Origin of the sequence: Rhizobium sp. 42MFCr.1, assembly GCF_000377185.1 — a bacterium.
Taxonomy (GTDB): domain Bacteria; phylum Pseudomonadota; class Alphaproteobacteria; order Rhizobiales; family Rhizobiaceae; genus Rhizobium; species Rhizobium altiplani.
Map to the genome: position 1 here is coordinate 18,177 of NZ_KB897859.1, position 15,112 is coordinate 33,288.

A 15,112-nucleotide genomic window follows, 5' to 3' on the forward strand; every position below is an offset into this window, starting at 1 on the left:
TCCGAACATCAGCCGACATGCGGTGCCGTCGTCGTGTCATGCTTGTCGTCGAAGAGGATCTTGACCGCTTCCGTGGTGTTCTGGAGAACCGCCACGTCGTGCCACCCGCCATTGGCATTGACGCTGACCACGGTATCCGCGCCTGACACCGTCGTCTTGACGCTGGCGAGTGCTTCCGCCTCGCTCGCCTCGTGGCCGAGCAGGCTGTCGAGGAGCTTCGAGACGTCGAGCGTATCGCCTTCGCTTGCCTTGTAGTCGGTGATGACGTCGGCCATCGACACGTCCTTCAAGGCGTCGGTGTCGAGGACGAAGGTGTCAGCCCCTGCCCCGCCGGTCATCGTGTAACCGCCGCTTCCCGACAGGATGTCGTCACCGTCGCTGCCGATCAGCGAGTAGGCGTTGCTGCCGTTTTCGCTGCCACCGAGTGCCGTGTCGAAGGCGACCTCGACGAAGTGGCCGGTCGAGCCGTCCGTCAGGGTGTAGCGGCCATCGGCAAGGATCGATTGACCGTTGATCTCCGTGCCGGACGTGCTGGCATCGAGCGAGATGCTGCTGATCGACTGATCCGCCAAGCTCGAAAGCTCGCCGCTGTCGGTAATGCCGTTGTGGTTCAGGTCCTGCCAGACGGTCAGCTTCGAGAAGGCCTCGTCGGTCGCATCGACCTTGCCGTCATGGTTCGTATCGAGCGTCGAAAGCGCCGCCAGCCCATCCGTATAATGGCCGCCGGCAAAACTCGGCGAGAAGATCTCGCTGCCATTGTCGATCTTGCCATTGCCGTCGGCGTCGAGGGCAAGAATACCGTCGTGGCCAGCGGTCCACGCCATCTGATCCTTGTGCCCGTCGGCGTTGATGTCGAACTGGACGCCGTTTTCCTGGGAGGTCAGGGTGACGCCGTTATGGTCGAGATCGAGGACGATCGGGTCGGCGCCGATAACCCAGCTGAGATGGTCGACGGTGTGGTCGGTGCCGTTGAAATATAGCACAACGGAGGTCGCACCGGTCGCCGCGCCGAGCAGCTTGTAGGCCTCGACATAGCTGTTGCCGCTACCGCTTTGGTCGAAGCGGATGCTCAGATCATCGCCGACAACCACGACCTTCACGTAGCCGTTGAGCGACGCGATGTTGCCGACCAAGGCCGAGATATCGATACGCTCGTTCGTCGCATAGCCCTTGATCGTATCGGCATTGGCCGCCGTCAGCGCTTCGCTGCCCCACCGGTAGGTATCGTTACCCGCGCCTCCGATAAGGACGTCCTTGCCCGCGCCGCCCGACAGCGTATCCGAACCGGCGGCATTGCCGATGAGCAGGTCGTTGCCGCCGTTACCGTTCAGAACGAAACCGTCTGCCTGATGCGAGGACGTGGTTACGGTGGGGTTGGGCTGGTCGGTGGGCGTGGTGCCGGCATGAGCCAACTCAACGTCTCCGGTCAAAGCGGTATTGCCGTTGTTCTTTGTAGCCGCCGTGGACGTTGCCGAAATGGTGACTGAAGAGGTCGTGGAGATTGTAAACGTATTCGTATTCTTGTCGTAGCTGGCATCCACGCCGTTGAGATTATCCAGCGTGCTGCTAAGGGCTGCCGCCGCGCTATCGAAGCGAGCCTCATCGTTGCTTCCGCTAGTTGCACTAGCGGAATAGGTTGAATTGCCAATCTTGATCGAGATCGTCTCTTGGCTGTTGTCGAACTCATATGGCTTCGCGAAAGCGACCGTATATTCATATGGCTGCGCAGCCACATCTGTCGTCGCAGAAGCAACGCTAAAGGTCGTGCCTGGCGTGCCGGTCAGCGTGGCCGTGTGCGTCGCGGAGTCGTAGTCACCCCACGACACGCCCGCGGGAAGCGTCGTCATCTGAGCCTTCAGCGCCGCGTAAACCTGATCGGCGGAGGTATTGCCGGCCTTGACCGTGTACTTATACTGGTTGCCGCCCAGCGTGATCGAAACCACGTCGCCCACGTCATAACCGCCGGCGTTGAAGGCAATGGTGGTCGTCTGCGTCGGCTGCGGCAGCGGGCCGGTGGCGATGATGATGTCGTTACCCTCGGTGCCGTCGATACTGCCCACGGTGTCGGACGAGATCGTGGCCGTGGCGCTGGCCGTGCCGCCGTGGCCGTCGGACACGGTGTAGGTGAACTGGCCCCAGTCCCCATCGCGGTTGTTGGTGACGGTGACTGCGCCGCCGTTGAGCGTAGCCGACGCCAGATCGCTCGGGTTGCTCGTCGCGCTGATGTGCAGCGGATAGCCGGCGGCATCGCTGTCATTGGCGAGCAGGATCGCCTCCTCCAGGCTCAGCGTGCTGCCGGTGGCCGCATTGGTGATGATGTTGTCGGCAGTCGCCACCGGAGGGGGCACGACGTGGATAACGAGGTCGGCGCCTGCCGTGTCGTTGTCGCCGTCCACCAGCACGAAGTGGAAGCTTTCGTCGACCGGGCTCGTGACGTTGGTCGGCGCCGTATAGCTGTAGTCGCCGGCGTGATGGCCATCCCCGTCCGCGAAATAGAAGGTGAGCGAGCCGCCATGTCCGGTCGCGGCCGTGACGCTGGTGTGAGACCCGTCGTAGTTATACGTCACCCCGTTGATGACGATCGACTGTACATGGCCGCCGTCGGCGCCGAAGGCCCCTGTGACGACGCTGTCCTGGGTCAGGACGCTGCCGGGGACGGGCAGGGCCGTGACCACGTTCAGCAGCGTCGGCAGCAGGCTGGAGAAGTCGTCGACGAGAATGACGCTGTTGCCATGGCCATCGACATCCACCTGGGCCAACTGCGCCTCGTGCGCGCCGGACCCGACACCGATCGAGGTGATGTTTACCCCATGGCTGCTGATCCAGTTGGTCCAGGCCGTCTTTTCGGCAGAGCTAACCACTTGAAGGACGTTGTTTTGGGTGCCGCCGGTGTTTTGGTTCGGATCGCCGTCGCTGATGAAGAACAGCTGGTTGTTCTTGCCGTCGGCGGGCGTGTAGTGCGCCATCACCTGGTCCATGGCAGCCTTATAGTCGGTGCCGCCCGTCGACACGCCGCCACGGTTGCTGTCCGTCCTCAGCGTGGCCATATAGCTGTCGAATGTCCCCTTGTCGCTGAACGTCGACAGCACCTTGGCGCCATCGGCGAATGCGATGAGCGTGATCGAAGTATTGCCCGCCTGGAACATGGCGTCGCCTGCCGCCTTCACGGCATCGATCTCGTTCTGGTAGTTGGTGCCGCTGATGCTCTGCGAGAAGTCGAGGACGAAGCAGGCATTGACGTCCTGCGTCGTCTGGCCGACGACGATCTCCTTTGTGACGGTGGTCGCGGTCGGCGTGTCGTCGCCGATCGTGATCGAAATGTAGGCGGGAGCGTTCTGCGAACCGTCCTTGTCGGTCACCGTGACGGCGAACCCGATGGTCGCCGGTGAGTCGCCGGGGCCGTTTAGCACGGGGTTCTTCAGCTCGTAGCTGTAGGTTACCGTGCCAGTCGACGAATCGAACCCGGTGAGCGTGAGCATGCCCGTACCCTGATCGCTGGTAATAGCGACCGCGGTCGGGGTGTCGCCCTGCAGGCTCGTAAGCTCGTCAGCCGTGAGCGTGTGTCCGAAGATCGTGATCGTTTTGATGCCGTCCGGCGCATGGATCGTGAAGCTGCCGTACGTGGTCAGGGCAGCAGGGTTCGGGTCGGTACCGTCGTGGAGGTTCGCTTCGCTGACCATCGATGTGGCATTGGTTGTATCAATGGTTACCGCGTCGTCGACGCCATTGATCGTGATGTCAAGCGTCGTCGTCGAGGTATCGCCGTCATGGTCGGCGATGGCGTAGGTGAAGCTGTCGGTCGCGTGTTGGCTGCCCGTCAGTGCCGCCAGAGCGGTCTTTGCCGCGGCATCGAGCGTATAGGTGTAAGTGCCATCCGCGTTGACATGCAGCTTGCCGTAAGCACCCTGAATGTCGATGCCGACAGTGGTGCCGTCCGTCTTCACAGTTCCGCTCGCCGTCACACCGACCACGCCGCCAAAGCCGTCGGCGCCCGCATGGTCGTTGTGGAGCAGGCCCGTTGTCGTTGTTGCGGCGTTGCTGAACGTCCCGTTTGCGGCAATGCTGCCGGTGTCGTTCGTGGCGATCGGCGTGTCGTCGATGACCGTGATCTTGAAGTCGGAGACCGACTGGTGATCGCCCGTGTCACCTTTATCGGTGACCGTGATACGGCCGCCGAGGTCGATGACCAGCGCATCCTCGCCCGTCAGTGCGTCGCCGCCCACGGTCGGCTGGTCGATCGCATGCAGCAGCGTGAAGGTATAGGCGCCGTTCCCGCCCGTCGGGTCGATCGTGACGTCGAAGACCTTGACGCTGCCGTCCGTGTAGCCGCTCGAGCCATCGGCATTGGCGTAGCCCACGATTTCCGTCGCGCCGACCCAGTGGAAGTAGACTGGGTTTCCGTCGGACTTCAACGCAGTCGCACCGGCCGTGGTGACAGCAACGGTATCGGCCACCTGGTCAAAGGTGAACATCAGCGGACCATCACTGCCGCTGATGGTGAGGGCTGTGGTCAACGTGCCCGTTGCGGACGCGCCGAGCTTGGACAGGTCCCCAGCAATGTCGGCATCGAGGTTGCCCGCAGCGATGATGTCGTCATTGCCGATAACCGCGATCCCCTCTTCCTCGACCGTACCGGTCACCAAGCCGGTGATCTCCAGCGGCGTGGTCTGCTGCGGGGCGGTTATTTCCAGCGTCGCGGTGTCGGAGTCGCCGTCGCCATCCGTCAGCGTGTAGGTGAACGTGTCCGTGCCACCCGCATGGTCGCTCGCGTCCTGGGCGTAGCTATAGTAGCCGTCAGCATAGAGCGTCAGCGTGCCGTGGGCGCCGTGGACCTCGAAGCCCGCACCGTGAGTAACGTCCGTGACGTTCGTCACAGTCGCATTGCCGAAGCTGACCGCGCTGACTTGCGCGTTATCGGCGCCCGTCACATCCTTGCCGGCTGTGTCGCTGGTGGTATCGACGCCTGTGATCACATTGCCGTCGGTCGAGAACGTGCCCTTGGCGAACGAGTCCGTATCGTCATTGGCCGACGGGCCGTCGTCGTTGATGGCAATCGCCAGCGTGTCGGTGGCGCTGTCGCCGTCGGTGTCCGTGACTGTGATTCCGTAGTTGGCGAGGACCTGGTCGGAATTGTTATGGGTGGTGCTGTCTGCAAGCGTGAACTTGTAGGAGACCCCATGGGTCGTGGCGTTGTAGCCGGTAATCACCAGCGTTCCCAGCGTCGACCCGCCCGTGACCTTGATGGGCGACTGCGCCGAAGCGTTAAGCTGCGCAAGCGTGATCGTATTCGTGCCGATCTGAAGCGTCGCGAGTCCATCGGGCGCATTGATCGTAAAGGCGCCAGTCGTGGTGACGGGGGTTCCGGCCGGGGTCAGGGGAGCCGACCCGTCGGACAGGTTGGCCTCCGAAACCACGGCGTCGCTATTGGAGGCGGCGGTGTGGAGGTCGCCGATCGCCACGCCCTTGTCCGAAATCGAGATCGTCAGCGTGGCCTGCGAGCTGTCGCCGTCGCCATCGGTGAGCGTGTAGCGGAACACGTCACTACCTGTAAGCGGCTTGCCGTCGGTGCGATGATAGGTGTAGCTGCCGTCAGGGCCGATCTTTAGGGTGCCATATTCACCCGCAAGCGTCAGCACGCCAACCGGATCTCCTGAGACATGTATCCCGCTATGGCCCGACGCATTGTTCCTGGTGACGTCCGTGACCGTTGCGCCGTCGGTGCCGACCGTATCCTTGCCGGCCGCGTCGGTAATGACGTTGCCGCTGGCGTCGGCGCCGGTCACGCTCTTGGTGTCGTTCACCGCCAGCGGACCATCGTCCTGGAACTGCACCCTGAGCCCTACCGCGGACACGGCGCTTGCCTTGTCGCCGTCGGCGTCAGTCAGGGTCCCCTTGATGTGAAGGTCGGCCGCTACGGTGGCGATGTCGTCGTAGGCGGCCGCCGTGTTGCCCGCCTCATCGTTGTGAATCGCCTGGTACTGGGCGATCCAGACATGGCCGGTGCCGTCGACATAGACCTTGAAGACATCGGTCGTCGTTTGGCCATTGACTGTATAGCCCACCAACGTGCCGTCACCATCCGTCTTCAAGAAGATCGTCTGCTGACCGGCAGTCGTGGTCAGGCCGGAATCCGCGCCGTTGAAGCCGTTGCCGGCCGCATCGGTGATGGCGAACGTCCAGGCGCCGCCGCCCGAGGCGTTATGATCGGCGCCGACCGTGCCGTTGAACAGCGCTTTGAAAGTGCCGTTCGTGGTGAGCACGCTCTCGGCTGACTCGGCATAGCCGATGGCACCGGACTTGTAGATCGCGCTGTAGGCGTCGGTCCCGGAGGCCGGCGCGACGTGATCGATCGATGCGTTGGGATCGGCTGAATTGTTAATCCCGGCGCTCTCGTCCTCGCTGATGGCGAACGTCTCCGGCGTAGACGCGTCAGCCGAATGTGCCCCGATGTCGAAGATGTCGAATTTGCCGGCGCCGGTGTTTTCCACCACCAGCTTGTCGAAGGTCGCGCCACCCTCGCCGCTAACGGCGATAACCGCACCATTGGTTAGCCCAGAAATGGTGTAGCCCGAGCCGTCCGGGTCTGCGGTGACAATACTACCGGCAGGGTGCGTGATGTTGAGGGCAACCACCGCGCCGCCCGCGCCGATCGCGTCGATATGGATAGTGTAGCCTTCGTCGGGTGCCTTGCCCTGCTTGTCCATCGTGAACGTTGCAGAGGACTGTTCCTCCGGCGTCGTGCCATCGCTGGTGACGAAGGCCAGCTGCATGCTATCGCCGTGATCGAAACCGCCGCCCGATCCGATCCAGGCTTCGTTGTTACTCGTGTTGACGGTGCCGCCGCTGGGGCTCGTAAGCACGAGGCCGTGTTGGGTGCCGGTGCCGCTGAAGAAGCGGCTATCCTTGTTGCCGCCCTGGAAATCCCAAATGCTGCTGTCGCCGACGTGGGTCACAGAGCCAGCGTCGCGCGCCGAAATGACCGGGATATCGTCCAGCACGTTGACCGTGAGGCTGCCGCCGCCGAGAGTGATGCGGGCGCCATCGCCGTCGGTTGCGGTGATGTAGCTGGAGAGATCGAAGGTCAGCGTGTTTTCGCCGTTGCCGGTCGGGTGGTCCAGTTGCTCGATCAGCGTGAAGGTGTATTTGCCATCAGCGCCGAGAGCCAGGGTGAAGACTGCCTTGTCATGCGCCGAATTATAACCGGCGCCACCGCCTGCCTCGACATAGCCTGTCAGCGTCGAACCGTTGGTTACGATATAGACCTGCTGGTGCGCCGACGTGATGCCGGCGAGTACCGTGCCGTTGACAGACTTCAGGGTGAACCCGCCATTGGCGCCAGGGCCGTCCGCGCCGAAATCGACCAGCGCCGACAGGCTTCCGGTTGCCGTCAGGTGGTTGCTCGGCGTGCTGGTGTCGGTGTCGGCATTCTCGCCTGTGCGGTTCGCATCGGCATTCGCCGCTGCGAGCCCGTCTTCGTCGACTTTAGCGGTCACCGTCGCATTGGCGATCAGCTTCGGCTCGTCGTCGGAGAATTTGATGTTGCCGCCGAGATCGATTGAGGCGCTGTCGGTCGCCTTGTCGCCGTCGTAATCGGTGACCGTCACCGTTTCCGTCAGGGTGATGAGGTGACTGTCGAGCGAGATTGTCGTGCCATTGCCGTATCCGACATGGTCAATCGCGGCGTACTGCGTCAGCGTGACCTTGCCATCGTTGTCCACCGTGATGTTGAACACGGTGTTCGAAGCGCCGACATCGTTCGCGTTCGACGCGGTCGAGCCGACGATTGCGCCGTTGACCTCGTAGAGGTGAATTGAATGGCCGTGGCTATCCAGGCCGGAATCCCTGCCGTTCTGGCCCGTCACGTCCAGCGAATAGGTCTTGTCGGTCTTGCCTGCGCCATCGGCTCCGTAGGACGAGCTGAACGAGAACACACCGCCGAAATCCGCGGCTGAGACCGCGGTATCGGTCTTCCCGTCGGCCGTGTCGGCGTCCTGCGTCTCCAGCTTGACGTTGAGATCCCAGCCGGCCCTCACGTGAACGCTCGGACCATCGTCGGCGAACCGGATGTTGCCGCCGAGATCGATCGAGGCGCTGTCGGTTGCCTTGTCGCCGTCGTAGTCGGTGACCGTCACGGTCTCCGTCAGCGAGACCAGGTTGCTGCCCAGCACCGCGGTCTGGTGGTCATAGTGGTTGCCGGCCCCGGGGAGCGAATGGTCGATCGCGTCGTATTGGGTCAGCGTCACCTTGCCATCGTTGTCCACCGTGATCTTGAACACGGTGTTCGAATTGCCGACATCGTTCGCGTTCGACGCGGTCGATCCGACGATGGCACCGTGGACCTCATACAGGTAAATCGAATGGCCATGGCTATCCAGGCCGGAATCACTGCCGTTCTCGCCCGTCACGTCCAGCGAATAGGTCTTGTCGGTCTTGCCGGCGCCATCAGCACCGTAGGACGAGCTGTACGAGAACACACCGCCGAAGTTCGCGGTTGAGACCGACCTCCCGTCGATCGTTTCCGCGTCCTGCGTCTCCAGCTTGACGTTGGCATCCGAACCGGCCGTTACGTGAACGCTCGGACCATCGTCGGCGAATTTGATGTTGCCACCGAGATCGATCGAGGCACTGTCGGTCGCCTTGTCGCCGTCATAATCGGTGATCGTCGTCGTGGCCGTCAGCTTGACGAGATTGTTGGCGAGCGAAACGCTCGAGCCGTTGCCGTAGCCGACATGATCGATCGCGTCATACTGGGTCAGCGTGACCGTGCCCTTGGTGCTGTCCACGGTGATCCTGAAGACAGCGTCGTGCGAGACGTTCGAAGAGGTCGAGCCGTAGATCGCATTGCCGATCTGATAGAGATAGATCGTATGGCCGTGGCTATCGAGGCCAGAATCGACAGCGTGATTGCTGCCCTGGTGGCCGGTCAACGAAAGTGCATAGCTAGTGGCGGTGCTACCCTCGCCATCGGCGCCATAGGATGAGGTAATCTTGAACGCCGTCGAGAAATTGGCGCTCGAGGTATCGTTTTGGTCGATGGTGTCGTGGTCCTGCGTCTCGAGGGGCGGCGCCAACGAATCGGAAGCCGAGATCCTAGCCTCGGGCACGTCGTCGCGGATGGTGACCTTCAAGCCGCCCTCGAGCGTGATGCTGTCGCCATCGCCATCGGTCGCCTTGATGAGGCTGCCGAAATCGATGTAGGAGGCTTCGCTCCCCTTCAGGCCGGTGTTCTGGCCCTTTGCGGTATCGTGATCGAGCTGGTCGAACAGGTCGAATGTATAGTGACCGTCATTGGTCAGGGTCAGCGAGAAGACGACGCGATCACCCGCTTGGGCAGTGAGAACGGAGCCCAGAGCGCCGTTCGCGACCTGGTAGGTCAGGGCGTCGCCATGCGAGGAAAGGTGGAGCGCGCCGAGCGCTGTCTGAATGGCGCCCTGGTCAACGAAGGAGAAGCCTCCCCTGCCGTCGCTGCCGAAGTTCACCGCGCTCGCCAGCGAGCCCGTAACTTCCGCGGCGCCCGGCAGGTTCTGGGTCGGCAGGGCCGTGTAGGAACCGTCGAAATTGCCGTCATTCGGGCTGGTGCCGTGCGAAAGCGAAGTGTCGATGTCGTCTTCATCGACGACGATGCTGTCCAGCCTGGACTCGTTGATCTTCGGACCGTCGTCCTGGAAACTGAAATAGCTGGTGCCGCCCCCCTCCTGGCCTGTCGTCTGCGTGATGAGGTCGATGCTGGCGGACTGCGAAACCGTGTCGCCATCGGCGTCGGTACGGGTGACTGTGTCGGTGAGCTTGATGGATGCGTCGCCGACGAGGTGGAGAACCGAGGTGGTGTCGAAGTGGTTCCCGTCACCGGCCTGGCTGATTGCCTCGTAGAGCGTCGTCCGAAGCTGCGGCTCGCCTTGAACCAACACGATCGCAATGCGGAAAACGACATCGCCATGCGTATCGACTCCGACGATGTCGCCGGCGTGAGCGTTCGGACCGAGGCTGCCGTTGTCGAGATAGAGTGAAATTGCCCCGCCATGAGTGGCGGAAAGGTTGGTAGCAACGCCTTGCGCCTCCCCACCGAAGGTATGGAGGCCGGCACCGGTAAAGGTCAGCGCATGCGTCGTCGTTCCCTTCCCGTCAGCGCCGTAGGTGCTGGAGTACGGGTCTGAATTGGCAGGGGCGTAGTCGCCGACGATCGAGAACAGCGAGGCGAGGCCGCCCTGGCCCGAGCCGATATCGGTCGTAACGCGCCCGAGGACGGCGAACTTGTCATCGGTATTTTTGTCGGCATCGCCCGAGGCGCTCTCGCCGACAGCGACATTATAGCGGTCACCCCCGACAGTCTCGTCCAAGATGGTCTTGAGGCCATCGAGATCATCCGCGTTCGTGGTCGCGTGCACTTCGATATGCGGCGAGTCGTCGTTGACGACGACCTTCACTTCACCGGTCTGCGTGTCGCCGTCATAGTCGGTGAGCGTGTAGTTGAGGTGCAGGGTGATGTTGTCTTCGAAGGCCTGCGATCCGTTGTCGGAGTTCGGATCGGATGTCGTCGGATGGTTCAGCGCATGCAGCAATGCGAAGTCGAAGCTGCCGGTGGTCTGGTTGATGTTGAAGAGCTTGAAGGCCGAGTTGCCGTCATCGACCACCTGGCCCTCTGTCGCCCAGGTTGCGTAGAGCACACCGTGGGCCGCGTCCCAGTAATAATGGAGTGCGGTCGTCTGACCGTTGAGGTCAACGGTGATTGCAGCCGGCGACTCGCCGCCCTCGACGTCGCCCATGACCGTGCCGGTCATCTCGGCGAAGGAGATGCTGATGGCTTTTGCGTCATGCGGGTTGGCGCCGTCGGCGCCGAGCGGCAGATAGCCGTGGAAAATCGATGAGTCCGAGTGGTTGCCATCCTCATCACCCTGGTTATCGCCGGGCGCGTAGAAAGGATTACCGCCCAGGAGACCGGTTTCGTCGACTTCCAGCTCGACAGGTTTCAGCGCCTGCGGCGCGTCGTCATGCACGGGGATGATGAGGATGTTGCCGGAAAGGTGCTGGGTGTGGTTGCCGCTGCCGTTGCTCGCCTGTAGCGCTGCCGTCAGGTTGAGCGAGAGCACGTTGCCTTGGCCAGCGGCGGTGTGATCGAGCTGGTCGTTCAGCGTGAAGGTGTAGTGACCGTCCGAGCCCACCTCGAGGCGGAAGATCAGGCGGGAAGGCATGTCGCCCTTGGCGTCTGTCCAGCCTTCGATCGTGTGTGCATCGACGTATTGGAAGTGCACGTCCTGGCCGATCGAAGTGACGAAGTGGCCGTTTGCGTCGCGCACGAGTTCGTTGGTGTTGAAAACCGAGAACCGAGGAGCCCCCCGCAGATCCCCTGTCACGACGACGCCGTGGCCGTCATTTGCCTCGGCGTGATTGCTGCCATCATAGGAGAAGGCCGTGCCCCATCCGGCGAGTGAGGAACCGAGCGGGCCACCGGCGTTCAGGTGCGATTCGTAGGCGTCGCCGCCGAGCAACGAAGTGACGTTGAAATCCGGCTCAGGCTTATCGACGCTCGGCGGATTCACGCCCAGGAGGTTGCCGTTGCCGCCGTCGCGGCCGCCGAAGAGGCGACCGGGCTGCCCGTCCGGCTGGTTCGTGTTCGGCAGGAGGTCCGCGATCAGCGGCGGCAGATGAGGAGGCTGCTGGATCGTGTCGAAGTTACCGCCCGAGCTTGGGGAGCCTGAATGGGCCGAATAGGAGCCGTCGGGACCCGCCGCGACGTTGATGTTGTTCTGCTCGAGGGCGGCGATCACGGCCTGCTGCGGCAGCTCGACTTCGCCGAGCAGGAAGGTCGGCACGTGCAGAGCGCCATTGACGATGACGATCTCGGTGCCGTCTGCCTGGACGAGCACGAGATTGTTACCTTCGACGCGGATGTCATCGATCGACACGTCAGCCGGCAGGTGGGCGACGTTGTTCTGATCCGGAACGATTTCGGCCGGATGGGCGCTGGCGGCTGCCGTCTGGGGAGCCGCCGGCACGCGGTCGGTCTTCTCCGGCTGCTGGTTACTGTCGGCTTGCGCGACCTCAACGCCCTGACGAGCGGAAGTCTCAATACTTGCGTCTTCATGAATGTCCTGGCGGAAATCGTGCGAGACGTTTTCGCTTGCAGTAGCGGAAATGCGCGGATCTTCGATAGACATAACAAAACAACCCCAATGATAAACTGGGGCCAATCAATTACGCGGAAGAGCCAAAATCAATACTTGCAGCCGCTTCAGGCATAGCCGGTTATGCTTCCACCCAAAAATGTTTTAGGAAGAGTTAACGCCGCGGCCCCGAACCTCGCAGGAAACGCTAAAATTCTAATAAAATTAATGAAATACAAACGTGCTCCGGCAGCGTATCCCGGCTTCGCCGATTCGACGCTCACGCGGCCATCAGCACTTTCCGCCAGAGCTCCTGGACCCCTCTCAAACAGTTCAGCGCGAGACGGCGTCCGGCCATCTCGCGCTGAGCTGAAATCGTCGTCTGCAGCGCCTATCGGGCGGGCGCCACGAGGCAGAAGAATGCGCCCTGGGGATCGGCCGCCTGGATAATCCAGCTGCCGCCGGGCACTTCCATCGGGCCGTTCAGCACCGTGCCACCGCCGGCCTTGACGCGTTCGATCGCCGCATCGATGGCCGGCACATTGAAATAATAGGCCCATGCAGGCATGGGGACGCTCGGCGGCTTGGTCATCATGCCGCCGATCTGCGTGCCGTGCTCAGCGAAGATCGTGTAGGCGCCCATTTCGCCCATATCCATGTCCTGGTCCTTCGTCCAGCCGAAGACCTTCGAGTAGAATGCGAAGGCTTCGGCGCCGTTGCCGGCATAGAGTTCGTGCCAGCCGATATGGCCGGGCGTACCCATCGGCGCCGGCGGCGACGGATTGTCCCTTGGCAGCGGCGTCATGATGCAGATGACCGCCCCATGCGGATCGGCGACGACGGCAAAGCGTCCGACCGTCGGAATATCCGCCGGCTCGCGGCGAACCGAGCCACCGTTGGCGGCAAAGTCCTTCGCCGACTTGTCGACATCATCGACCGCGACATAGCCCGTCCAGTTCGGTGGAATGCCTTTCCCTTCCAGCTCGGCGGGAAAGTCCATCAGGCCGGCGACGCCTGCGCCATTCGCTTCGAAGATCGTATAGGGCGGCAGGTCCTGGATCGTCATGTCACTTGTCGTCCACCCGACAACCTTGCCGTAGAATTCGGCGGCGGCCTTGGGATAGGGGGTCATCAGTTCGCACCAGATGAATTTGCCGTGGGTTTCGGACATGGTCTTCTCCATTTGGATTTGGACTTGCGACGAACGGCAGCGCCGTCCGCAGCTATTGCTTGCGGGTGTAGTGCGCTTCCATGAACTGCTTCCAGGAACCGTCGGGCTGCCTGGCAGCAGAATTGAACGTGCGGTGATCGCGATCGTGGAAGATGAGCTGCTCGCGATACTCGGCGAGTTCGTTTCCGCCGATAAGATCGGGGCCCGTGGTATAGAGGCTCAAGGTCTTGCCGTCGTCGGAAACCTCACCCTCGTAGACCCACATGTGGTCCATCATCGTCCCTATCCAGGTTCCGACATATCTTCCCTTGTCGGCGCTGTAGCCGAGAGTAAGTACCGTCGTTGCCGCGCTACCGCCCGGCATCGTGCCGGAGCCTTCGGCGACGAACCAGATGCCATGAAGCGACCGCACGATCTCCGTCCACGGTTCCTGTCCGGTCATTTCGGGTGCCGTCACGTCCCATACGCCAACGAGGTCTTCGAGGAACTCGTGCTCCTTCAGAACTTTCGCTTGCTGCATCGTCCTTCTCCCTTGGGATGATGGTCGCAGATATTATCAGTGACAGCAGGATGGCGCGCTCTTGGCCGGCTCGTATTCGTCGTGACGCTTGACGAAATCCATGGTCGCGTCTTCGTTACGTCCCTTCGGCGCGCGATCGAGGATCATCAAGGTGCCGACCGCTTCTTCGAGGCCGCGGGCGTAGCTCGAGTAGGTATGGAAGACTTCGCCTGCGTCGTTCTTGTAAAATGCGCTGAGACCGGGAAGCTCGTCATTGGCGTTGGCCGGATCAATCGCCTCGAAATTGTAGAAGACCTTATCCTTCGCCAGATCCTCCGGACTGAAGGACACATGGTAGTCGAAGTTGAAGCTGTTATCGAAGGATGAGACCCAAGGGAATTTCCAGCCCATGCGCTTCTTGTAAGCCTCGATCCTGGCGAGCGGCGCGCGCGAGACGGCGACCCAGGTGACATCATGGTTGTTGAGATGTGGCAGCGTTCCATCGACGTGATCCGACAGGAACGAGCATCCGGGGCAACCGGCCTCCCAATCGGGGCCAAGCATGAAATGATAGATCAAAAGCTGGCTGCGCCCATCGAAAAGGTCGGCGAAACCTTTCTTGCCCTGCGGCGTGTCGAATATGTAGTTCCTGTCAACCTTGACCCATGGCAGGGCCATGCGTTCGGCGTTGACCTTGTCCCTCAGATGCGTCGCTTCCTTCTCCTTGAGAAGCAGTGCACGGCGGGCTTCCAGCCATTCTTCACGGGAAACGACTTGGTTCTGCATCACGTGCGCCCTCCTCCGGCGCGGTCGAGACGTGCTTGGTTCATGCTCCTTTTCCTTGACTAATTACATTGATATCAATAGAAATTGATCATGTCAAACGCGGTAGAGATTCCCTATTCAACGACACTTCTGGTACGTGACACGTGCCTGTGCCTGCATGTGCAGCGCGCGGCGCGCGCACTGGCGCGGCTCTTCGACGATGCCCTTCGCCCTGTCGGGCTCACCAACGGCCAGTTTTCGCTGATGATGTCGCTGAACCGCCCGGAACCGCCGCCCATGGGACCGGTCGCGACCCTGCTTGCGATGGACCAAACGACATTGACGGCAGCGCTCAAGCCATTGCAGCGTCGTGGTTGGGTAAATGTAACGCAGAACGCGAAAGACAAGCGCCGGCGCCTGCTAAGCCTGACGCCCGAAGGAAAGGCCGTGCTCGCGGCAGCGGTGCCGATCTGGGAAAGCACCCACGCCAGCCTCGAGGAAGCCCTGCCTGATGGCGACATGGGAAGGTTGCGGCGCGACCTGCAGGCGCTCGCCTGAAGATCGGGCCGCCTGCGA

5 protein-coding genes are annotated in these 15,112 nt (G+C 62.0%); 1 reads left to right on the plus strand and 4 read right to left on the minus strand.

The window, feature by feature from the left end; translation table 11 throughout:
- Nucleotides 1-8: 8 nt before the first annotated feature.
- The 4 genes from C934_RS0126705 to C934_RS0126720 form a co-directional block, all read right to left on the minus strand.
- A complete protein-coding gene (locus C934_RS0126705) occupies nt 9-12,155 on the minus strand; it encodes a DUF5801 repeats-in-toxin domain-containing protein (RefSeq protein WP_018859614.1) in 12,147 nt (4,048 codons plus the stop codon).
- Between the two features lie 337 nt (nt 12,156-12,492).
- A complete protein-coding gene (locus C934_RS0126710) occupies nt 12,493-13,272 on the minus strand; it encodes a VOC family protein (RefSeq protein WP_018859615.1) in 780 nt (259 codons plus the stop codon).
- A 52-nt stretch (nt 13,273-13,324) separates the two neighbouring features.
- The gene (locus C934_RS0126715; RefSeq protein ID WP_018859616.1) at nt 13,325-13,792 is read right to left on the minus strand and encodes a DUF1579 domain-containing protein; all 468 of its coding nucleotides are present in this window, start codon (nt 13,790-13,792) and stop codon (nt 13,325-13,327) included.
- Between the two features lie 36 nt (nt 13,793-13,828).
- A complete protein-coding gene (locus tag C934_RS0126720; protein ID WP_018859617.1) occupies nt 13,829-14,557 on the minus strand; it encodes a DUF899 domain-containing protein in 729 nt (242 codons plus the stop codon).
- Between the two features lie 90 nt (nt 14,558-14,647).
- Here C934_RS0126720 and C934_RS0126725 point away from each other — a divergent pair, with 90 nt between their 5' ends.
- A complete protein-coding gene (locus C934_RS0126725; RefSeq protein WP_018859618.1) occupies nt 14,648-15,094 on the plus strand; it encodes a MarR family winged helix-turn-helix transcriptional regulator in 447 nt (148 codons plus the stop codon).
- Nucleotides 15,095-15,112 lie beyond the last annotated feature (18 nt).

Excerpts from the sequence above, each read along its gene's own strand:
- C934_RS0126710 (WP_018859615.1), bottom strand. The coding sequence starts at position 13,272 with ATGTCCGAAACCCACGGCAAATTCATCTGGTGCGAACTGATGACCCCC.
- C934_RS0126715 (WP_018859616.1), bottom strand. The coding sequence starts at position 13,792 with ATGCAGCAAGCGAAAGTTCTGAAGGAGCACGAGTTCCTCGAAGACCTC.
- C934_RS0126725 (WP_018859618.1), top strand. The coding sequence starts at position 14,648 with ATGTCAAACGCGGTAGAGATTCCCTATTCAACGACACTTCTGGTACGT.
- C934_RS0126705 (WP_018859614.1), bottom strand. The coding sequence starts at position 12,155 with ATGTCTATCGAAGATCCGCGCATTTCCGCTACTGCAAGCGAAAACGTC.
- C934_RS0126720 (WP_018859617.1), bottom strand. The coding sequence starts at position 14,557 with ATGCAGAACCAAGTCGTTTCCCGTGAAGAATGGCTGGAAGCCCGCCGT.